This is a genomic window from Gordonia sp. JH63 (assembly GCF_009856645.1).
In the GTDB taxonomy this organism is placed as follows: Bacteria; Actinomycetota; Actinomycetes; order Mycobacteriales; family Mycobacteriaceae; genus Gordonia; species Gordonia hongkongensis.
The window spans coordinates 2,001,436-2,023,115 of sequence record NZ_CP047235.1; the positions used below are offsets into that span (position 1 = coordinate 2,001,436).

At 68.3% G+C, this 21,680-nt stretch carries 21 protein-coding genes; 20 read left to right on the plus strand and 1 reads right to left on the minus strand.

Annotation, left to right across the window (positions count from 1 at the left end):
* Position 1 precedes the first annotated feature (1 nt).
* The 13 genes from GR168_RS09025 (at position 2) to GR168_RS09085 (ending at position 12,211) form a co-directional block, all read left to right on the plus strand.
* A complete protein-coding gene (locus GR168_RS09025; RefSeq protein ID WP_065632843.1) occupies positions 2 to 661 on the plus strand; it encodes an L-threonylcarbamoyladenylate synthase in 660 nt (219 codons plus the stop codon).
* On the plus strand, positions 658 to 1,917 hold the full coding sequence (locus GR168_RS09030; RefSeq protein ID WP_159370578.1) for a serine hydroxymethyltransferase: 1,260 nt from the start codon (positions 658 to 660) through the stop codon (positions 1,915 to 1,917). Before GR168_RS09025 ends, GR168_RS09030 begins: the two co-directional genes overlap by 4 nt.
* A 51-nt stretch (positions 1,918 to 1,968) precedes the next feature.
* A complete protein-coding gene (locus tag GR168_RS09035; protein WP_055474993.1) occupies positions 1,969 to 3,168 on the plus strand; it encodes an MraY family glycosyltransferase in 1,200 nt (399 codons plus the stop codon).
* Positions 3,169 to 3,453: 285 nt separating this feature from the next.
* Positions 3,454 to 3,867 (plus strand): hypothetical protein, encoded by a 414-nt coding sequence (locus GR168_RS09040; protein ID WP_004021250.1) that lies wholly within the window; start codon positions 3,454 to 3,456, stop codon positions 3,865 to 3,867.
* On the plus strand, positions 3,864 to 4,613 hold the full coding sequence (gene atpB, locus GR168_RS09045; protein ID WP_159370579.1) for a F0F1 ATP synthase subunit A: 750 nt from the start codon (positions 3,864 to 3,866) through the stop codon (positions 4,611 to 4,613). The genes GR168_RS09040 and atpB overlap by 4 nt, the downstream gene beginning before the upstream one ends.
* 136 nt (positions 4,614 to 4,749) lie before the next feature.
* Positions 4,750 to 5,001: a F0F1 ATP synthase subunit C gene (locus GR168_RS09050; RefSeq protein WP_004021252.1), complete on the plus strand. Its 252-nt coding sequence runs from the start codon at positions 4,750 to 4,752 to the stop codon at positions 4,999 to 5,001.
* Positions 5,002 to 5,048: 47 nt separating this feature from the next.
* Positions 5,049 to 5,537 (plus strand): F0F1 ATP synthase subunit B, encoded by a 489-nt coding sequence (locus GR168_RS09055; protein WP_055474991.1) that lies wholly within the window; start codon positions 5,049 to 5,051, stop codon positions 5,535 to 5,537.
* A 2-nt stretch (positions 5,538 to 5,539) separates the two neighbouring features.
* Positions 5,540 to 6,964: a F0F1 ATP synthase subunit B/delta gene (locus tag GR168_RS09060; RefSeq protein WP_159370580.1), complete on the plus strand. Its 1,425-nt coding sequence runs from the start codon at positions 5,540 to 5,542 to the stop codon at positions 6,962 to 6,964.
* A gap of 86 nt (positions 6,965 to 7,050) precedes the next feature.
* Entirely contained in the window at positions 7,051 to 8,679 is a 1,629-nt protein-coding gene (atpA, locus tag GR168_RS09065; RefSeq protein ID WP_055474989.1) for a F0F1 ATP synthase subunit alpha, read from the plus strand.
* Between the two features lie 45 nt (positions 8,680 to 8,724).
* Positions 8,725 to 9,648: a F0F1 ATP synthase subunit gamma gene (locus GR168_RS09070; RefSeq protein ID WP_055474988.1), complete on the plus strand. Its 924-nt coding sequence runs from the start codon at positions 8,725 to 8,727 to the stop codon at positions 9,646 to 9,648.
* A gap of 69 nt (positions 9,649 to 9,717) precedes the next feature.
* Positions 9,718 to 11,166: a F0F1 ATP synthase subunit beta gene (gene atpD, locus GR168_RS09075; protein WP_010842985.1), complete on the plus strand. Its 1,449-nt coding sequence runs from the start codon at positions 9,718 to 9,720 to the stop codon at positions 11,164 to 11,166.
* Positions 11,167 to 11,175: 9 nt separating this feature from the next.
* A complete protein-coding gene (locus GR168_RS09080) occupies positions 11,176 to 11,556 on the plus strand; it encodes a F0F1 ATP synthase subunit epsilon (RefSeq protein ID WP_055474987.1) in 381 nt (126 codons plus the stop codon).
* 214 nt (positions 11,557 to 11,770) lie between these two features.
* Positions 11,771 to 12,211 (plus strand): DUF2550 domain-containing protein, encoded by a 441-nt coding sequence (locus GR168_RS09085; RefSeq protein ID WP_055474986.1) that lies wholly within the window; start codon positions 11,771 to 11,773, stop codon positions 12,209 to 12,211.
* On the opposite strand, the gene GR168_RS09090 is transcribed toward GR168_RS09085, so the two are convergent.
* A complete protein-coding gene (locus tag GR168_RS09090; RefSeq protein WP_055474985.1) occupies positions 12,208 to 12,852 on the minus strand; it encodes a cob(I)yrinic acid a,c-diamide adenosyltransferase in 645 nt (214 codons plus the stop codon). The two genes, GR168_RS09085 and GR168_RS09090, sit on opposite strands and share 4 nt — an antisense overlap.
* Before the next feature lie 98 nt (positions 12,853 to 12,950).
* On the opposite strand from GR168_RS09090, the gene murA reads away from it, so the two are divergent.
* The 7 genes from murA (at position 12,951) to GR168_RS09125 (ending at position 21,650) form a co-directional block, all read left to right on the plus strand.
* Positions 12,951 to 14,207: a UDP-N-acetylglucosamine 1-carboxyvinyltransferase gene (gene murA / locus GR168_RS09095; protein ID WP_058252773.1), complete on the plus strand. Its 1,257-nt coding sequence runs from the start codon at positions 12,951 to 12,953 to the stop codon at positions 14,205 to 14,207.
* A 138-nt stretch (positions 14,208 to 14,345) separates the two neighbouring features.
* Positions 14,346 to 15,617 (plus strand): NDMA-dependent methanol dehydrogenase, encoded by a 1,272-nt coding sequence (mdo, locus tag GR168_RS09100; protein WP_004021262.1) that lies wholly within the window; start codon positions 14,346 to 14,348, stop codon positions 15,615 to 15,617.
* Between the two features lie 75 nt (positions 15,618 to 15,692).
* Positions 15,693 to 16,802: a MoxR family ATPase gene (locus GR168_RS09105; RefSeq protein WP_068969907.1), complete on the plus strand. Its 1,110-nt coding sequence runs from the start codon at positions 15,693 to 15,695 to the stop codon at positions 16,800 to 16,802.
* Positions 16,803 to 16,807: 5 nt separating this feature from the next.
* On the plus strand, positions 16,808 to 18,364 hold the full coding sequence (locus tag GR168_RS09110) for a VWA domain-containing protein (RefSeq protein WP_159370581.1): 1,557 nt from the start codon (positions 16,808 to 16,810) through the stop codon (positions 18,362 to 18,364).
* A gap of 78 nt (positions 18,365 to 18,442) precedes the next feature.
* Entirely contained in the window at positions 18,443 to 19,618 is a 1,176-nt protein-coding gene (locus tag GR168_RS09115; protein ID WP_065632850.1) for an iron-containing alcohol dehydrogenase, read from the plus strand.
* On the plus strand, positions 19,618 to 20,997 hold the full coding sequence (locus GR168_RS09120; protein WP_068969906.1) for a GAF domain-containing sensor histidine kinase: 1,380 nt from the start codon (positions 19,618 to 19,620) through the stop codon (positions 20,995 to 20,997). The genes GR168_RS09115 and GR168_RS09120 overlap by 1 nt, the downstream gene beginning before the upstream one ends.
* Positions 20,994 to 21,650, plus strand: coding sequence for a response regulator transcription factor (locus GR168_RS09125; RefSeq protein WP_058252764.1), 657 nt, complete (start codon positions 20,994 to 20,996; stop codon positions 21,648 to 21,650). Before GR168_RS09120 ends, GR168_RS09125 begins: the two co-directional genes overlap by 4 nt.
* The last annotated feature ends 30 nt before the right edge of the window (positions 21,651 to 21,680 follow it).

Sequence of the window (21,680 nt, forward strand, 5' to 3'; positions counted from 1 at the left end):
CGTGAGCACTGTTTTCGACTGCAACGATCCACAGAACCGCTCGTCGGGGATTCGGGCGGCGGTCGGGGCGGCGAAGGCCGGACGGCTGATCGTGATGCCCACCGACACGCTCTACGGAGTCGGTTGCGACGCCTTCGATTCCGACGCCGTCGGTGCGCTCCTCGCAGCCAAGCACCGGGGACGCGACATGCCCGTGCCGGTCCTGGTCGGTTCCTGGCACTCGATCGACGGCCTGGTCCTGTCCGTCCCGCAGCCCGCACGCGACCTGATCGAGGCCTTCTGGCCGGGCGGCCTGAGTCTGGTTGTCCGACAAGCACCCTCGCTGGCGTGGGACCTCGGCGACACCGACGGCACCGTCATGCTGCGGATGCCGCTGCACCCGGTCGCGATCGACGTGCTGCGCGAGGTGGGGCCGATGGCGGTCTCGAGCGCAAACGTCTCGGGACGTCCGCCGGCGACCACCGCCGACGAGGCGCGCGAACAACTCGGCGACGAGATCGCCGTGTATCTCGACGGTGGGCCGGCACCGGCCGCGCAGGCGTCGACGATCGTCGATGTCTCCGGGCCGAGTCCGCGCATCCTGCGCGAGGGCGCGGTCCCGACGGACGCCGTCGCCGACGTACTCGACACGGACCCGGCCGCACTGCTCGCGGAGCGATGAGCCCCGACGCGCCGAGGTCCGGACCACCCGGCGTCGAGGCGGGCGGCGCACCGACCGGCGACGCCGCGGTCGACGCCCTGGTGAGCCGCGAGGTCGGACGGCGCCGCGACACCGTGCAGCTGCTCGCCAGCGAGACCGATCCGACGCCCGGGGTGCGGGCCGCGATGGCGTCGGTCTTCGACGCGAAGTATGCCGAAGGGTATCCCGGGGCGCGCTACCACGGTGGTTGTGACGTGGCCGACGAGCTCGAGGAGCTCGCCGTCGGCCGGGCCCGTGCGCTGTTCGGCGCCGAGTACGTCAATGTCCAGCCGCTGTCGGGCAGTGCGGCCAACCTCGCCGTCTATGCCGCCTTCGCCCAGCCCGGAGACCCGGTGCTCGCGCTGCGCCTCGAACACGGCGGCCACCAGACGCACGGTTCTCGGGCGAACTTCTCCGGGCGGTGGTTCTCGCCGTTGCACTACGAGGTCCGCCGCGACGACGAACTCGTCGACTACGACCAGGTCAGGGATCTCGCGCTGGTGCACCGCCCCCGCATCCTCGTCGCCGGCGCCGCGTCCTACTCGCGGACGTTCGACTTCCCGACCCTGCGCCGGATCGCCGACGAGGCCGAGTGCATCCTCTGGGTCGACGCCGCACATCTCGCCGGGCACATCGCGGCCGGCCTGCTGCCCTCGCCGGTGCCGCACGCCGACATCGTCACCCTGTCCACCAACAAGGTGATCCGCGGTCCGCGCGGCGGGGTCATCCTCGCGCGGGCCGAACACGGCGAGGCCCTGCGCAAGGCGGTCTTCCCGTTCGTGCAGGGCGGTCCCGCGATGCACGCCGTCGCCGCGAAGGCGGTCGCCTGCGCGGAATCCGGTACCGACGAGTTCGCCGGCTACGTCCGTCGTGCGGTGGACAACGCCCGCGGTCTCGCCACGGAACTGGCCTCTCGGGGCGCCCGGGTGGTGTCCGGCGGCACCGACATCCACCTCGCGGTCGTCGACGTCAGCGGCTTCGGCATCTCCGGGATGGAGGCGCAGCACCGGCTCGGCGCGGCCGGGATCGTCGTCGACAAGGCGGTCCTCCCGTTCGACACCCGCCCCGTCTCCGAGGGATCGGCGATCCGGATCGGTACGCCGGTGGCCACCGAGCGCGGCATGACCGCCGCGATGCATCCGATCGTCGCCGACGCGATGGCCGCCGCGATGTCGACGCGCGACCGTGAGACACACCAGCGGATCCGTCGCGAGATCGCCGCACTGGCCTACGGGTAGCGTGGTCGCAATGTCGGAGACCCTTGCCCGTCTGACACCGGTGGTGGCGCGATGACCGGTGCCGCACCGGTGTTGCTCGCCGCCGCCGCGGACGGGGGAGGGACGGGCGTTCCTCTGCGCGAGCTCCTGCTCGTGGGGCTCACGGCCGCGGCCATGACCTACCTCCTGACCTCGGCGGTCCGCGTCTTCGCGATCCGCGCCGGCGCGGTCGCCGTGCCGCGGGTCCGCGACGTGCACGTGATCCCGACACCTCGCCTCGGCGGGCTCGGGATGTTCGGTGGGGTGGTCGCCGGGATCGCGCTCGCCGCGAACCTCCCCGCGCTCAATCGCGGTTTCGCCTACACCACGGACATGACGGCGGTGATCGCCGCCGGCACGGTGATCGTCCTCGTCGGCGTCGTCGACGACCGGTGGGGCCTGGACGCGCTGACCAAATTCGTCGGTCAGCTCACCGCCGCCGGCGTCCTGGTGCTGCTCGGCATCAGCTGGCTGCAGCTCTACATCCCGTTCGCCGACATCGGCACGCTGGTGCTCGACCCGCTGCAGGCCGGTCTCCTCACGGTCGCGATCACGGTCGCGACGATCAACGCGATCAACTTCGTCGACGGCCTCGACGGTCTGGCCGCGGGATTGGGACTCATCGCCGCGGCGGCGATCTGCATGTTCTCGCTCGGTCTGCTGCGCGACCAGGGCGGCGACGTCAGCTACTACCCCCCGGCCCTCATCTCGGTGGCACTGGCCGGCGCGTGCCTCGGATTCCTGCCGCACAACTTCTCGCCCGCACGGATCTTCATGGGTGACTCGGGTGCGATGCTGATCGGTCTGCTGCTCGCCGCGGCCTCCACGAGCGCCTCGGGCCGTATCGCCGTGAACGCCTACGGACCGGCCGACATCTTCACGCTGCTGTCCCCGCTGATCCTGGTCGCCGCCGTCGTCTTCATCCCGATGCTCGACATGCTGCTGGCGGTGATCCGGCGGACCCGGGCCGGCGTCGGTTTCTACACCCCGGACAAGATGCACCTGCACCACCGGCTGCTCGAACTCGGGCACTCGCAGCGCCGGGTCGCGCTGATCATCTATCTGTGGGTCGGGGTTCTCGCGTTCTCGGCGGCGGCCAGCACGCTGTTCCCGCTGTCGGTCGTCGCGCCGGCCTTCGGTGCGGGCCTCGTCGTCGCGATGCTGGTGACGATGGCGCCGCGCCTGCATCGACGCCTCGCCGAACTGCGAACGTCGACGAAGGCGTACCACTGACCGGTGTCCGGCGACCCTGTGGTTACCGTGATGGCGGTACCTCGGCCTAAGGTAAGGAAACCGTAAATTTTCGTGTACTATCGCCCGTAGTAGTCAACATGTGCGCAGGCCCGGACACAAAGCCCCGGTTCTGTCTCACACGACGCAATACCCCCCGGTGAGACACCAAGAACGGTGTTGGTAGGGTCACAACGAAACGCGAGCTGACGCCCAGCGGCCATGTGCTGCTGCACGTACGCGGGTGATCCGTGCCATCGGTATGGAGTAGGAGAGCTGAGGAGGGACATGACCGCATCTGCCCCTGATTCGGCCCCCGTCTATCCCCAGGCGCCGACCGGACTCCGCCGCCCCGCGCTCATCGCGGGCGGGTTCATCGTGGTGGTGGCTGCCGTCTCGCTCGCCGTCGGACATCCGCTCTTCGCGGTGTTCTTCCTTCTCGGTGTCGCCGGGATCTTCGTCAACGCGATCCTCGTCCGACGTGCCGTCGACGTCGTGGTCGCCGACGAGAACCCGCGCAAGACCGCCCTTGCACTCAACTCCGCCATGCGACTCGGTGCCATCACGGCGCTCGCGCTGCTGGCGGCTTTCCTGGTCCAACCCGACGGGTTGGGCGCGATGTTCGGACTCGCCATCGGCCAAGTGGTCTTGGTGCTGAACACGGTCATTCCGGTGATGAAAGGACTTCGTAGCCAACCATGACGACCGCCTTCAACCTTGCCGCAGAGGATGGCGAACCGGCCATTCAGGTGGGTCATTACACCAAATTCGAGATGTTCGGACTGACCTTCAACCTGGAGACCATCATCGCGACGGCGCTGGCCGCGGCGATTCTGCTCGCGCTGGCGTTCTACCTGAAGTCGAAGGTCACCTCGACCGGCGTGCCGTCGGGTGTGCAGCTGTTCTGGGAGGCCATCACCATCCAGATGCGTGGGCAGGTCGAGAGTGCCATCGGCATGAAGATCGCCCCCTACGTTCTCCCGCTCGCGGTCTCGCTCTTCACCTTCATCCTGATCTCCAACTGGCTGTCCATCCTGCCGGTCCAGGTCGGTCACCACGAGATCCTCAAGCCGCCGGCCGCGGACGTGAACTTCGCCTACGCCCTTGCGCTCTTCGTCTTCGTCTGGTACCAGATCGCCGGCTTCCGGAAGCGCGGCCTGCTGGGTCACCCGAAGCGGATCATCAAGGGCCACGTCGCATTCCTCGCGCCGATCAACGTCATCGAGGAGTTCACCAAGCCGATCTCGCTCTCGCTGCGACTCTTCGGCAACGTCTTCGCCGGCAGCATGATGGTCGCCCTGATCGCACTCTTCCCGCCGTACATCATGTGGGCGCCCAACGCGATCTGGAAGTCCTTCGAGCTCTTCGTCGGTCTGATCCAGGCGTTCATCTTCGCGCTGCTGACGATCCTCTACTTCTCGCAGTCGATGGAGACCGAGGATCACTGACCCGCCCGAACCAGGGCACCGCGCGGAGACGGACACGGCCGCGCCCACAACCGAACATGACGACCTGCTCCGGCACCTGTCGGCGCAACTCCAGACCTGACACACCAGATGTCAGCAACGAAAGGGAAATATCACAATGGATCCAATGATTGGCCTCGGCGCACTCATCGGTGGCGGCCTGATCATGGCCGGTGGCGCCGTCGGTGCCGGTATCGGTAACGGTCTGGCCGGTAGCCAGCTGATCGCCGGTATCGCTCGCCAGCCCGAGGCACAGGGTCGCCTGTTCACCCCGTTCTTCATCACCGTCGGTCTGGTCGAGGCGGCCTACTTCATCAACCTGGCCTTCATGGCGCTCTTCGTGTTCGCCACCCCGATCAGCGCCGGCTGATCGTCGCTCTCCCTTTTGTCGCCGAGTAGAAACGACACCTCACCACAATGACGCTTGCTGCAGAGAACTTCCTGCTCCCGAATGGAACGTTCTTCGTTGTCCTGCTCATCTTCGTGATTTTGCTGCTGGTCATCCGCAAGTTCGTGGTTCCGCCGATCCAGCAGGTCCTCGAGGAGCGGGACGCGATGATCCACCGCACCGTGGAGGACAACCGGACCGCCGCCGCCGAATTCGAGGATGCGGACGTCCAGTTCCGTTCGCTCCTCAAGGAAGCGCGCGGTGAGGCCACCGCCAAGCGCGACGATGCTCGCGCCCAGGGGCGGGAACAGCTGAACGAGATGAAGCAGCGAGCGACCGCCGAGGCCGACGCCGCCCTGCAGTCGACCAGCTCCGAGCTGGCGACGCAGGGTGAGCAGGCCGCCTCGACGGCTGCAGCTGATGTGGACGCACTCGCCAAGACGCTTGCGGCGCGTGTGCTCGGTGTCGACTCGGCAACTCTTTCCGATACCCGATCGACGAGCGGAGCGGTGAACTGATCATGGCTGCCAACACTGAGACCGAATCCGACCAGGGCCCCATCGGCACCTGGCTGCACGACATCGGTGCTGCGTTCGACCCCGCGATCTTCATCGCTCAGCTCTTCGGCTTCGCGGTCATCCTCTTCCTCCTGTGGAAGTACGTCCGGCCGCCGGTGGCGAAGATGATGCGGGATCGACAGGAGACCGTGCGTCAGCAGCTCGCCGAGAGCGAGGCCGCTGCCAAGCGCGTCGCCGACGGCAAGCAGGCCCGCGAGAAGGCGGTCGCCGAGGCCAAGGCCGAGGCGGAACAGATGCAGAAGGACGCCGCGGCCGACGCCGAGGCGATCACCTCCGACATCCGCGCACAGGCCGACCACGAGGTCAAGCGCATCTCCGAGCACGGCCGCAACCAGGTCGCCCTGGTGCGCGCCAACCTCGTTCGTCAGCTGCGCACCGATCTCGGACTCACCGCGGTCGACAAGGCCGGCGAACTGGTGCGCAACCATCTCGCCGACGACTCGGCCCAGGCGGCCAGCGTCGATCGGGTCATCGACGAACTCCAGGAGATGTCGTCGGGTTCGGCGAACGCGGTTCCCTCGAGCGCCTCGCTCGTCGGTCTGCACGCGATGCGTGCCGCCAGCCGCGACGCCGCTCTCGCCGTGTCGGAGCACTTCGATTCGGCGGCAATCGATCTCGACGGTTCGGCACTGGCCGACGCCTCGGGTGACCTCACCGCGGCCATCAACTTCCTCGGCGAGAACCCGGTGCTGCGCAAGCGCCTGGTCGAGGACGACGAGAACCCCGAGGGCAAGAAGGCCATGGTGCACCGTCTGTTCGACGGCAAGCTCGCCCCGGTCGTCGTCGAGGTGCTCGCGACCGCGTCGAGTCAGCGGTGGTCGTCGTCGAGCGACTTCGTCGTCGGTCTGCGTCGTCAGAACTCCCTGATCGTCCTCACCGCCGCCGAACGCGACGGGGTCATCGAGCAGGTCGAGGACGAGCTCTTCCGGGTGAGCCGAGTCCTCGAGGCCAACCCGCAGCTGTCCTCGCTGCTGTCCGACCACGGCAAGGACGCCGACAAGCGCGTCGACCTGCTGAAGAAGCTGGTCGGCGACAAGGTCGGCACCCACACCTGGACGCTGCTGTCCTCGACCGTGCGCCTGCTGCACGGCCAGGCCGCCGACGTCGCTGTCGATCAGCTCGCCGAGCTGGCCGCCGCCCGTCGCGGCGAGTCGGTCGCCCACGTGGTGTCCGCCTCACCGCTGTCCGATGCCCAGATCGATCGACTGTCGGGCGTGCTCGGCGGAATCTACGGTCGGACCATCTCGGTGCAGACCGATATCGCCCCGGAACTGCTCGGCGGTCTCCGGATCAGTGTCGGCGACGAGGTCATCGACGCCGATGTCGCGACACGGCTGGCCAAGGCCGCCGAGACGCTGCCGCGCTGACGACCACCCCGACACACCCGAACCCACGAAGCCCAGAGCTCAGAGCCTTCGAGACTCAGAGCCACATCAAGGAAAGACGAGAACCCATGGCGGAGTTGACGATCTCACCAGACGAGATCAAGGGAGCGATCGAGCAGTACGTCTCGTCGTTCGAAGCCGAAGCGTCGCGTGACGAGGTCGGCATCATCACCGATACCTCGGACGGCATCGCCCACGTCAGCGGCCTTCCGAGCGCAATGGCCAACGAGCTCCTCGAGTTCCCCGGCGGCGTCCTCGGCGTCGCACTGAACCTCGACGAGGACGAGATCGGCGCCGTGATCCTGGGTGACTACGAGTCCCTGGAAGAAGGCCAGCAGGTCAGCCGCACCGGCGACGTGCTCTCCGTCCCCGTCGGTGATGCGTTCCTGGGACGCGTCATCAACCCGCTGGGTGCCCCGATCGACGGCCAGGGCGACATCGAGGCCGACGAGCAGCGCGTCCTCGAGTTGCAGGCCGCCACCGTGCTCGAGCGCCAGCCGGTCGAGGAGTCCCTCGCCACCGGCATCAAGGCCATCGACGCCATGACCGCCATCGGCCGCGGACAGCGTCAGCTCGTCATCGGCGACCGCAAGACCGGCAAGACCGCGGTCTGCATCGACGCCATCCTGAACCAGAAGGCCAACTGGGAGACCGGCGACCCCACCAAGCAGGTTCGCTGCATCTACGTCGCGATCGGTCAGAAGGGTTCGACCATCGCCGGCGTCAAGTCCGCCCTCGAAGAGGCGGGCGCGATGGAGTACACCACCATCGTCGCGGCTCCCGCCTCGGACTCGGCCGGCTTCAAGTGGCTGGCCCCGTACACCGGCTCGGCCATCGGCCAGCACTGGATGTACCAGGGCAAGCACGTCCTCATCGTGTTCGACGACCTGACCAAGCAGGCCGAGGCCTACCGCGCCATCTCGCTGCTGCTGCGTCGTCCGCCGGGCCGCGAGGCATACCCCGGTGACGTCTTCTACTTGCACTCCCGTCTGCTGGAGCGTTGCGCGAAGCTGTCCGACGAGCTCGGCGGCGGCTCGATGACCGGTCTGCCGATCATCGAGACCAAGGCCAACGACGTCTCGGCGTTCATCCCGACCAACGTCATCTCGATCACCGACGGCCAGGTCTTCCTGGAGTCGGACCTCTTCAACAAGGGTGTTCGACCGGCCATCAACGTCGGTACCTCGGTGTCGCGCGTCGGTGGCGCCGCCCAGACCAAGGGCCTCAAGAAGGTCTCGGGATCGCTGCGTCTGGAGCTGGCCCAGTTCCGTGAGCTGGAGGCCTTCTCGGCCTTCGCCTCCGACCTCGACGACGCCTCGAAGGCACAGCTCGAGCGCGGTGCCCGCTGGGTCGAGATGCTGAAGCAGGACCAGTACAGCCCCTTCTCGGTCGAGGATCAGATCGTCTCGATCTACCTCTGCGGTGAGGGCCACTACGACTCGGTCCCGGTCGACGACGTGCGCAACTTCGAGACCCAGCTGCTGAGCCACCTGCACCACAACGCGACCGGTGTCTACGACTCGATCGCCGGCGGCAAGGTGCTCAGCGACGACCAGGCCGAGGCCCTGATCGCCGAGACCAACAAGTTCAAGAACGGCTACCTCACCCACGACGGCCGTCGCGTCGTCAACGAGGCCGAGGCCGAGGCGATGGATGCCGACAACGTCGAGAACGAAGAGATCAAGATCCGCAAGTGATCTCAGACGTCAACGGACATCGCGAAAAGGAAGGGGTGAGGGCTCATGGCCAGCATTCGTGAGCTGCGCTCACGCATCCGGTCGGTCCAGTCGACCAAGAAGATCACCAAGGCTCAGGAACTGATCGCGACCTCGCGTATCACCAAGGCCCAGGGACGGGTGGCGGCGGCCAAGCCGTACTCGCAGGAGATGACCGCCGTGCTCTCGGAGCTGGCGAGCAACTCGGGATCGCTGGACAACCCGCTGCTCAACGAGCGGGAGAACCCGAAGCGCGCGGCGATCCTGGTCGTGACCAGCGACCGCGGTATGTGCGGTGGTTACAACGCGAACGTGCTCAAGGCGACCCGCGAACTCATCGCGCTCCTGCGCGACGAAGGCAAGGAAGCGGTCCTGTTCGTCATGGGTCGCAAGGGTGTCGGGTTCTTCAGCTTCCGGGGTCTGGAGATCTCGGACTCGTGGACGGGCTTCTCGGAGTCACCGCAGTACTCGGACGCGGCGACGGCGACCAGCTTCCTGGTGGACCTCTTCCAGGCAGGATCGGGCACCGAGGTCGAGCGCCCAGAAGGAGACGGCACCCTCGAGGGTGTCGACGAGCTGCACCTGGTCTACACGCGGTTCCAGTCGATGCTGGCGCAGGTGCCCGAGGTCCGGCGGATCGCCCCGCTGGTCGTGTCGCACGACGAGGATTCGTCCGACGACACGCCGTCGCGCAACTACACCTTCGAACCCGGGGCCGACGCCCTGCTCGACGCGCTGCTGCCGAAGTACGTGGCGACGCGGGTCTACGCGGCGCTGCTGGATTCGTCGGCATCGGAGTCGGCCGCGCGCCGCACCGCGATGAAGGCCGCGACGGACAACGCCGAAGAACTGTCCAAGTCGTTGTCGCGCGAGGCCAACCAGCTCCGCCAGGCCCAGATCACCCAGGAAATCAGCGAGATCGTCGGCGGCTCGAGCGCACTGGCGAACTAGCGTGCGCGCCAGCCGAGTCCGGATCGACGAGAACCCATACTTCGATAAAGAGGAAGTGACCCAAGCACCATGACCGCAGCAGTAGAAACCCCCTCCGCGCAGTCGGCGGGTTCCGCCGACGGGCGGGTCGTCCGCATCATCGGCCCCGTGGTCGACGTCGAGTTCCCGCGGGGCTCGATTCCTGAACTGTTCAACGCCCTGCACGCCGAGGTCGCTCTCTCCTCGGTCGCCAAGACCCTGACCCTCGAGGTCGCGCAGCACCTCGGTGACAACCTGGTGCGCACGATCTCGATGCAGCCGACCGACGGCCTGGTCCGCGGCGCGGCCGTGTCCGACACCGGCAAGTCGATCGTCGTGCCGGTCGGTGATGTCGTCAAGGGCCATGTGTTCAACGCCCTCGGTGACTGCCTCGACAGCCCGGGCCTGGGTCGCGACGGCGAGCAGTGGAGCATCCACCGCAAGCCGCCGGCCTTCGACGAGCTCGAGGGCAAGACCGAGATCCTCGAGACCGGCATCAAGGTCATCGACCTGCTGACCCCGTACGTCAAGGGCGGCAAGATCGGTCTGTTCGGTGGTGCGGGCGTCGGCAAGACCGTCCTCATCCAGGAGATGATCACGCGTATCGCGCGTGAGTTCTCCGGCACCTCGGTGTTCGCCGGCGTCGGTGAGCGCACCCGTGAGGGCACCGACCTCCACCTCGAGATGGAGGAGATGGGCGTTCTCCAGGACACCGCGTTGGTGTTCGGTCAGATGGACGAGCCGCCGGGCACGCGTATGCGCGTGGCGCTGTCGGCGCTGACCATGGCGGAGTACTTCCGCGATGTGAAGCACCAGGACGTGCTGCTCTTCATCGACAACATCTTCCGCTTCACGCAGGCGGGCTCGGAGGTCTCGACCCTCCTCGGCCGTATGCCGTCCGCGGTGGGTTACCAGCCGACCCTGGCCGACGAGATGGGTGAGCTCCAGGAGCGCATCACCTCGACCAAGGGCCGTTCGATCACCTCGCTGCAGGCGATCTACGTCCCCGCCGACGACTACACCGACCCGGCACCGGCCACGACGTTCGCGCACCTCGACGCGACCACCGAGCTCTCGCGTCCGATCTCGCAGCTGGGTATCTACCCCGCCGTGGACCCGCTGACCTCGACCTCGCGCATCCTCGAGGCGTCGATCGTCGGCGACGAGCACTTCCGCGTCGCCAACGAGGTCAAGCGCATCCTGCAGAAGTACAAGGAACTGCAGGACATCATCGCCATCCTCGGTATGGACGAGCTCTCCGAAGAGGACAAGGTCACGGTGCAGCGTGCGCGCCGTATCCAGAAGTTCCTCGGCCAGAACTTCCTCGTCGCCGAGAAGTTCACCGGCCAGAAGGGCTCGGTCGTCCCGCTCGCCGACACCATCGAGGCCTTCGACCGTGTCGCCAAGGGCGAGTTCGACCACCTGCCCGAGCAGGCGTTCAACAGCTGCGGTGGACTCGACGACGTGGAGGCCGCCGCCGCCAAGATCAGCGGAAAGTAGCGGTTCGCCATGGCTGAGAAGTCCTTCCACGTCGAGGTTGTCTCCGCGGATTCGAGCCTGTACTCGGGAGAGGCCACGTTCGTGATCGCGCAGACCACCGTCGGTGAGCTGGGTGTCCTGGCCAACCACGAGCCGCTCCTGGGCCAGTTGGTCCCGGGTGGTTTCGTGGTCATCGTCGAGGAGAACGGCAACCGTCGTGCGGCAGCGGTCGAGGGCGGGTTCCTCTCCGTCACCGGCGAGGCCGTCACGGTGCTGGCGGAGTCGGCCGACTGGGCCGACGACGTCGACGTCAACGCGGAGAAGACCGCGCTCGACGAGGCGGAGCCGGATTCGCCCGAGTACCACCGTGCTCACGCGCGTCTGACTGCGGCACAACACCTTTCCCGGTAGAGCGAGCCGCGCGAGCGGTTCGGGTCAACGACCGACCTCGGCCGGCCATCGGAATTCTCCGATGGCCTGCCGAGGTCGTTTGGCGTCTCATGTGCACGTTCTGGCATGCTTGTTCCACAGCCCCCTGTCCCGCGTGTATGCAGCCCAAGCCGTCTGGAGCCCTACCGGGTTCGACGCTTCGCCTATCCGCGGTGACTGCACGAAGGAGTAGGTGATGTCGCTGGCGGTCGTGATGCTCAGTGTGCTGCTGGCGGTGGCGCTCCTGTTGTGTGGCTTCCTGGCGCTGCGTCTGGCGCAACTCCGACGCGCGGGTACTCCGGTCCTGCTGCGCACGGTGCCGGCCGGCGTCGACCAGGGATGGCGTCACGGCACCGTGCACTACAGCGACGACTCTCTGCGCTACTACCGGCTCACGTCGCTGAAACCGGGGCCGAACGTGACGTTCGCACGACAGGGCATGGAGATCTCCGGTCGTCGCGCCCCCGAGGGCACCGAGACGGATATCCTCGACGGCATGCTCATCCTGCAGGTGCAGACCGCCGGCCGCGCCGAGGACGACTACGAACTGGCGATGGGCCCGGGTGCGGTGACCGCGTTCCAGTCCTGGCTCGAATCCCGGCAGTCCGCGAGATCGCAGCGGCGCCGCAGCGCCTAGGATTCCGGCCGCGCCGGGGGACGTTGCCGGTTGCCGCCCGGAACCCACTTGACGTCGCCGGGCGAGTTCGCGCCCTGCTGGTCGCCTCCCGCGGCGGGGCGAGTGCGGTTCGCCACCCGCGACAGGATGAACAGCAGATCCGACAACCGGTTCAGGTATTTCGCGGGCAGCAGGCTGGTGTCGTCGGGGTGGGCGGCGACCGCGGCCCACGCCGAGCGCTCGGCCCGTCTGGTCACCGTACGTGCCTGATGCAGCAGGGCAGCCAGCGGTGTGCCGCCCGGCAGGATGAACGAGTCCAGTGCGGGCAGATCGACACCGAAGGAGTCGCACCAGCGCTCGAGGGCATCGATGTAATCCTGCGCGATGCGCAGCGGTGGGTACTCGGGGTCGTCGACGACCGGCGTGGAGAGGTCGGCGCCGGCGTCGAAGAGGTCGTTCTGGACGGTCGTGAGCACTTCCCGGAGGTCGTCGGGGACGTCACCCCCGAGTGCCAGGGCGAGACCGATGACGGCGTTCGCCTCGTCACAGTCGGCGTAGGCGACGACACGCGGATCGGTTTTGGGCACCCGGGAGAAGTCGCTCAGCCCGGTGGAGCCGTCGTCGCCCGTTCGGGTGTAGATCCTCGTCAGGTGTACCGCCATGCGTCGAATGTACTGCGCCGGACCCACGGGATCGGACGCACGGTCGGAGGACGTACTGGCCGGTGGGCCGGTGACCCCGGACGGTTAAGGTGGCAGTCGTGAGCGATCGGTTTCTGGTGTCCGGGGGAGCGCGTCTGTCCGGCGAGGTGGCAGTGGGGGGCGCGAAGAACAGCGTCCTGAAACTCATGGCCGCGGCCCTCCTTGCCGAGGGGACGACCGTGCTGACCAACGCACCCGAGATCGCCGATGTCCCGCTGATGGCGGACGTTCTCCGCGGTCTCGGTGCGGTCGTCGACATGGACGGCGAGACGGTCACCATCACGGCGCCGGCGGAGCCGAAGTTCCACGCCGACTTCGCGGCGGTCCGGCAGTTCCGCGCCTCGGTCTGTGTCCTCGGCCCGCTGATGGCGCGTTGTCACCGAGCCGTCGTGGCGCTGCCCGGCGGAGACGCGATCGGGTCGCGGCCGCTCGACATGCACCAGGCGGGTCTGCGCGCCCTGGGCGCCACCAGCTCGATCGAGCACGGCTGCGTGGTGGCCGAGGCCGACACGTTGGTCGGCGCACCGATCGCGCTGGAGTTCCCGTCGGTGGGGGCGACCGAGAACATCCTCATGGCCGCCGTGCTCGCCGAGGGACAGACCACCATCGACAACGCCGCCCGCGAGCCGGAGATCGTCGACCTGTGCGTGATGCTGCAGCAGATGGGCGCACAGATCGACGGCGCCGGCACCTCGACGCTGACCGTCGTCGGTGTGGACCGGCTGCATCCGACGACACACCGGGTGGTCGGAGACCGCATCGTCGGTGCCACCTGGGGGATTGCGGCCGCCATGACGCGCGGTGACGTCACCGTGCGCGGCGTGAAACCCGAACACCTGCAGCTGGTTCTGAACAAATTGGGCGACACCGGCGCGGTGGTCGACACCTTCGACGACGGCTTCCGGGTCCGGCACGATCGCCGGCCCACCGCCGTCAACGTCTCGACCCTGCCGTTTCCCGGATTCCCCACCGATCTGCAGCCGATGGCGATCGGCCTCGCCGCCATCTCCGACGGCATGTCGGTGATCACGGAGAACGTCTTCGAGGCCCGGTTCCGCTTCGTCGAGGAGATGGTCCGTCTCGGTGCGGATGCGCGGACCGACGGCCACCACGCCGTCATCCGCGGGATCGACCGCCTGTCGAGTGCGCCGGTCTGGTGTTCGGACATCCGGGCGGGCGCCGGCCTCGTGCTGGCCGGGCTCGTCGCCGACGGCGTGACCGAAGTACACGACGTCGAGCACATCGACCGCGGGTACCCGCACTTCGTGGAGATCCTGCGCAGTCTCGGCGGTGAGATCGAGCGCGTGCGCGACTGAACCCTGTCCGATCGGACAGGTACCGGCCCGTCCGGCCGGGTGCACTCTGGTCGAGGACGGGCAGGACCCCTTGTCCCGGTTGTGATCTGGACGACATTCTCGTTGTGACAGACCAACCGTCACAAGGAGTTCACCACCATGGCCATTGAGCTGAACCAGATCTGGGACTTCCCGATCAAGGAGTTCCACCCGTTCCCGAAGGCGAAGCTGGGTGTCGGCGCGCACGACATGCTCGGTGTCGAGGCCAAGGACCTGGGCATGACCCGTGCGCTCCTGATGACGACGGGTCTACGCGGCTCCGGCATCATCGAGGAGCTGATCGGCAAGATCGAGTACCAGGGCGTCGACGTGGTGCTCTACGACCAGGTGGAGTCCAACCCCAAGGACTACAACTGCATGGACGCCGCGGCCCTCTACCAGTCGGAGAAGTGCGACGGCATCATCTCGGTCGGTGGCGGCTCCAGCCACGACGCCGCCAAGGGTGCACGTATGGTCATCGCCCACGACGGCCGCAACATCAACGAGTTCGAGGGCTTCTCCAAGGCCACCAACAAGGAGAATCCGAAGCACATCGCGGTCTCGACGACGGCCGGCACCGGCTCGGAGACCTCCTGGGCCTACGTCATCACCGATACCTCGGACATGAACAAGCCGCACAAATGGGTGGCCTTCGACGACACCTGCCTCGTCGACCTGGCGATGGACGACCCGCTGCTCTACTACACGTGCCCCGAGCACTTCACCGCCTTCTGCGGTTTCGACGTGCTCGCGCACGCGAGCGAGCCCTACGTGTCGCGTCTGGACTTCGCACCCTCGCTGGGCAATGCCAAGTACTCGATCGAGCTGATCCGCGACCATCTGCGCACCGCCGTGTACGACCCGCGAAACCTGGCGGCCCGCACCGGGATGATGTACGCGCAGTACATCTCCGCGCAGGCGTTCAACTCCGGCGGCCTCGGTCTCGTGCACTCGCTGTCGCATGCGGTGAGCGCGTTCTATGACAGCCATCACGGGCTGAACAACGCCATCGCCCTTCCCCGCGTCTGGGAGTACAACCTGCCGTCTCGCTACGAGCGTTACGCCGAGATCGCCGCGCTGCTCGGTGTCGACACATCGAAGATGACGACGGTCCAGGCCGCCGACGCCGCCGTCGAGGAGGCCATCCGCTTGGGCAAAGACCTCGGCATCCCCGACAACTTCGGTCAGCTGTCGACGAGCAGCTACGACAAGAACCGGATGAACACCGGCAAGTACGAGGGCCGCGGCGAGACCATGGACACCTCGGACAAGCAGATCCGCGCCATCGCCGAGCACATGATGGACGACTGGTGCACGCCGGGCAACCCGCGGGAGAGCACCGTCGAGTCGCTGATCCCGATGGTGGCGCACGCCTTCACCGGCAGCTACTGATCCGCCCGCTCGCCCGCCTAATCCGAGATCCTGACTGTTCCGAGAACCGCAGGCCGACAAGGAGTCCGACATCCGATGACGCACGTGTGCGCACCTCGGGAAACCGCCGAGGACATCACCCGGGACATCACCCCGGACAGCCGTTCCTTCCCGTCCGTGGAGGAGCTGACCGACGCGTTGGGTGAGCAGGGCTACCTGATCGGTCCGGAACTGGCGGTCGTCGTCCATCTCGCGACGCTCCTCGACCGGCCCCTCCTGCTGGAGGGGCCGGCCGGGGTCGGCAAGACGGAGCTGGCGAAGGCGTTGGCGGCGGCTTCGGGGCGCGAGCTGGTACGGCTGCAGTGCTACGAGGGTCTCGACGAGTCGCGTGCCCTCTACGAATGGGATTACGCACGACAGCTTCTCCATGTGCAGATGCTGCGCGATCGCATCAGTGCGGAACTCGCCGCCGAGACGACCCTCTCGGCCGCGAGTTCGGCGCTGGCGCGCGCCGAGGTCGGCGTCTACACCGAGGACTTCCTGGTGGCCCGGCCACTGATGGCGGCCATCACGTCGCCCTCGCCGACGGTCCTGCTCGTCGACGAGATCGACCGCACCGACGAGGCGATGGAAGCGGTGATGCTCGAGGTCCTCGCCGAGCGCCAGGTGACGGTCCCCGAACTCGGGACGTTCACGGCACGGTCGTCGCCGTGGGTCATCCTGACCTCCAACGACACCCGCGAACTCTCGCCCGCGCTCAAACGTCGCTGCCTGCACTTCCAGGTCGACTACCCGGATCCGCAGACCGAGCGGGACATCGTCGCGGTCCGCGCCCCCGACGTCGAGGAGACGATCATCGGCGAGGTCGTCGACCTCGCCCGGCGGCTTCGCGATCTCCCGTTGCGCAAGAGCCCGTCCATCGCGGAGGTGATCGACGCCGCGCGGGCCGCCTCGTACCTCGGAGCACGGGACGGACAGGTGGGCACGCCGATCGACGCCGAGCATCGCAGCGCTCTGCTGGCGTTGCTCGTGAAGTTCGGTTCGGACGGCGAGATCGCCCGTCGCGCTCTGTCTTCCGAACACGGAGGACCGCCGGCGGAAGGCTCGCCGATCGGCGTGGACGGGACCACGCCCGGCGGGTCGGTGACCGCGCGCGCCTTCGGTGCCGGGCGCGCCCGCAGTGCGGGTGTCCGACCGGGACGATGACGCCGATGACTGCGGCGTCGGCCACCCCGGTACCCGTCGCCGCCGCGAGGCGGGCGGACCCGCTCGACCTGCTCGCGGTCGCGTTCGGAAGGGTCCTGCGGAGCTCCGGGATCGCGGCCTCGCCCGCCGAGGTCATCGAGATCCGGCGGACCCTGTCGATGATCGGCGCCGCCGAGCCGGCGGTCCTGCGTGCGGCGCTACAGAGCGTGTGCGTCAAATATGGCTACGAGACAGCGGGTTTCGAGCGGGCCTTCGAGCTCTTCTTCCTCGGCGCCGAACCCGATCGCGCCGACGAGGACGACCTTCCACGGGCCCGCGGCGTCGCGGCCGATCTGCCCGATGACGTGGTCTGGGACGAGGAATTCGAGGGCGCGGCCCGCCAGATCGGCGCCGACGAACACACCGACGAGATCGGCCACCTGATGGCCGACGATCCCGACGCCGCGCACCGGGACGCCGAGAGCGCTCACCGGGAGGAGAACGACTTCAGCGTCTCGGCCGGCGCCGAGCAGCTCGGCGTCGACCCGGACGGCGGCACGACCGGTGGGGGAGTGACCTACACGGTCGAGGTCGACACCGCCGACTCGTCGACCGTCGGCGAACTGACCGGATCGGCAGCCCGGGTCTCGAGCCGGCCGCTCGGGCTGACCGGGGCCCACGCAATCCTCGCCGCACTCGACGCCTACGATCCGCGCAAGGCATACGGCACCGACGGCAACGACGACCTCGGCGACGCCCGGAGGACCGAACTGGAACGGGCACTGGGTGCTTTCGTCGACGCGCTGGTCGCACGCCTGGACGCCGACGGCGGCGCCGAGGCGGTCTCCGGCGCCGACCGGTCGGCCGAGGGGTATGTCGACCAAGCTGAGATCGATCGCGCCTGCCACCGGCTGATCCAGCGCATGCGCGGCGCCCCGCGCCGGGTGGTCCGCCCGGTCGACCGGGGTGTCCTCGACATCCGGGCGACGATGCGCGCGTCGGTCGCGACCGACGGTGTGCCCGCCGAACTGTGGCGGCGCCGCAGGCGGCCCGGCCCGGTCCGGCTGCTGGTCCTCGTCGACGTGTCGTTGTCGGTCCGGCCGGTCACCGGGTTCATCCTGCGTCTCGCGCAGACTCTGCATCGCTTCGGCGACCGTTGCGAGGTCGTCGCGTTCGTCGATCGGCCGGTGCGCGTCACGACCGCACTGCGGTCCGCGGCGGCCGACTCGGCTCTCGCGGCGGTGCTCGCCGCCGACGGTCTGGATCTTGCCGCGACGAGCGACTACGGGCGCATGTTCGGCGAACTGCTGGGCGGCTGCGGGGACCTGATCAGCAGGCGGACATCGGTGCTCGTCGTCGGGGATGCGCGCAGCAACGGTCTCGATCCGCGTGTCGACCTGGTGGCCGAGGTCGGTCGTCGATCGCACCGAATCGCCTGGATCACACCGGAACCCGAGCGCTATTGGGCGCAATCCGGGTGCGCGATGGCCGACTACGCCGAGCACTGCAGCGGAGTCGTCAGCGTGCGTGACGGCGCCGAGATGCTCGCGCGTTGTGACGAGCTGGGTGCGGCGCTGAGGTGACCTGGGTAGCGTCGGGGTACCGCCGGGGCGAGGTGGTCGGACGGTGCGGTCGGAGTGGATGGAACGGAGGCGGGACGAATGGTGGGTGACGTCCGTCGGCGCGCATCGGGCCAGGTCGCCAAGTTCCACACCCCGGAGATCGTGCTGGGCCCGGGCGCCTTCGGGGAGGTGCCGGTCGCGACGGCGGGACTCGGGATGCGCCGACCGTTCGTGGTCAGCGATCGTTGTCTGGAACGCACCCCCTGGTACGCACAGCTGATGGCCGGGCTGCGTGCCGGCGGCCTCGACGCGGCGTCGTACCTGGATGTCTCGCCCAACCCACGGTCCGGCGAGGTCGCGGCGGCGTTCCTCGCCTACAAGGCACACGATGCCGACGGCCTCGTCGCCCTGGGCGGCGGTTCGGTGATCGACGCCGCCAAGGGTGTCGCGGTGTTGGCGGCCAACGGCGGTCACATCCTCGAGTACGAGGGAATCGACCGTGCCCGACGACCGCTCCCGCCACTCATCGCGGTGCCGACGACGGCCGGCAGCGGCGCCGACGTCTCCCAGTTCTGCATCATCAACGACGCCGAGCGGCGTACCAAGGTGACCATCATCGGGCGTTCACTCGTGCCGGACGTGACGGTGAGTGACCCGACCCTGCTGATGACCGCGCCCGCCGCGGTCACCGCCCAGGTCGGCATGGATGTACTCACCCACTGCGTCGAGGCCTACGTCTCGCTCGCGCACGGACGACTCACCGATTCGCTTGCGCTGGAATCCATTCGTGGCGTGTGGACGCATCTCGAACGCCTCGTCGACGATCCGCGGGACCGGGTCGCGGCCGAGGAGATGTCGCTCGCGGCGCTACGGGCGGGGATGGCGTTCACCAACGCGATCCTCGGCGCCACGCACGCGATGAGTCACCCGGTCGGCGGGCACTGTGACGCCCCGCACGGCGCGATCAACGCCGTCCTGCTGCCGCACGTGATCCGCTACAACGCCCATGTGTGTGCCGACGGCTTCGTCGACCTGGCCGACGCCATCGGGGTCGAGACATCCGGCGACGCCCGGACCGTCGCCGACCGACTGGCCGATGCGATCGCCGCGCTCGGCGCCCGGGTCGGCATGCCGGCGTCGCTCGAACCGCTGGGCGTGCGCAGCGCCGACCTCGACCGCCTCACCGCCCACGCGCTGGCCGATTCGTGCATGACAACCAACCCGCGGCGTCCGCAGGCCGCAGGCATCCGGGACCTCTACGCCGAAGCGCTGTGATGACCGGTCCGTCGCCCGAGCGAAGCGCTCTCCCCGAACAGGCCGACCTCGAGAGCCTGGTCGGACTCCGCAGCGTGAAGGGCAGCCACTACGCGGCGCTGCGCGGGGTCGAGGCGCGGCTGAGTCGGGTGGTCGGTGCGCTGGAGCGGATCTCGCGTGCTCTCGTCCGTACCGCCGAAGGGCCCGAGGCGTTGGTCATCGCGGTCGTCGAGGCGGCGCGGGACCATCTGGGCGCGGACTGGGTCGTCTTCGCGCTCGCGGACGGCCGGCTCGAGCAGTCGGCCCCGCGACACCTGATCAGCGCGAGCGGTGGTCGGCTCTACGCCTTCGAAGGGTCCGAGCGGGCCGCCACACCCGACGACCTGCCCGACGAGGTGCTCAACCGGCTCAACGACATACTCCGCGGACACGAGACCGTCCTGCACGGCGCGATCCTCCAGGAGGACCACGTCCACGTCCCCGTCGAACTCGACGGCAACGTCGTCGGGGGACTGTCGGCCTGGACACCGGTCGGTCGCATGGTCGATCCCACCGATCTCGTCGTGCTGCGCATCCTGGCCAGCCAGGCGATCGTCGCACTGCTCAACGCCGAGCTGTTCTCCGAGACCGACCGCCACGCAATGGAACTCGCCGAGCGCAACACCGAACTGGAACGTACCCAGCGCGAACTGTCGGCGGCGATGCGGGCGACCGTGCTCAACGAGGAGCGCGGACGGATCGCCCGCGAGCTCCACGACTCGGTCACCCAGTCGGTGCTGTCGGCGGGGGTGCAGATCGAACTGTGTCGCGGCCTCGTCGAAGGTCCCGCACTCGATCGCCTGGAGATGGCGGGCCGGCTGACCAAGGAGGCCGTGGAGCAGTTGCGGTCGTTCATCTACGCGCTCAACAACGCCACGAACGCGCCGTCGCCGAGTGTGCGCGACGTCCTGACCGAGCTGTGCTCGTTGCACATGCCGCCGGACCTGCGCACGGCGGTCCACATGCGCGGCCGGGAGCGCGATCTTGCCGATGAGGTCCAGCACGCCCTGCTGCGGATCGCCGGCGAGGCCCTCTTCAACACCGCCGTCCACTCGCGTGCCCACCAGGTCACGGTGACCCTCACCTACGCTGTGGACACCGTCGCACTGTCGGTCGACGACGACGGCGTCGGTGATCCCGAACATCTGCGCCGGGTGATGCGCACTGCGTCGCTCGGCGATCTCACGGCCGGACGGCACCGCGGCCTGGCCAACATGTCCTCGCGCGCCGCCGAGCTCGGAGGCGAACTGCGGATCCGCCGGTCGCGCATCGGCGGTATCCGCGTCGCGGTGGTGCTGCCGATCGGCACGGCCGGCTCCGCGACGCCCGACGACCCGCTCAGAACGAAGGAGTTCGGTTGAGCGACAACGACATCAGGCGCCCCATCCGGACGCTTCTCGTCGACGACCACGCCCTCCTGCGCCAGGGCATGCGGTCGCTGCTGGAGCGCGAGGACGTCGTCGACGTGGTCGGTGAGGCGGGATCGGCCGACGCCGCGCTGGCCGAGGTGAACGCCCGACACCCCGATGTCGTCGTGGTCGACCTCAAGCTGTCGGCGGGCACCGAGTACGAGGGGCTGCGGCTCATCGAGCAGATCGCGCAGCGCCACCCGGAGGTCGCTGCGCTGGTGCTGACCACGTTCCTCGACGACGATCTGGTCGTACGCGCCGTGCGGGCGGGAGCCCGGGGGTACGTGGTCAAAGATGTCGACACGACCGAACTCGTGCGCGCGATCCAGGCGGTGTCCGGCGGCGGCAGCGCCTTCGACCCGCGCAGCGCGGCCGTCGTCCTCCGCGCGGTGTCCGGCGAGAACGAGAAGTCCGAGGCACTCAGCGACCGGGAGCGCGAGGTCTTGCGGCTCCTCGCCGACGGGCTGTCGAACAAGCGGATCGGCGAGACGCTCTACATCTCGGAGTCAACCGTGAAGTTCCACATTCGCAACATCATTCGCAAGCTCGGGGTGTCCAAGCGGACCGACGCGGTGTACATCGCCAGCAAACGCGGGCTGATCTGACGCGGTCGCTCGGTACCGCGGCCGGACTCG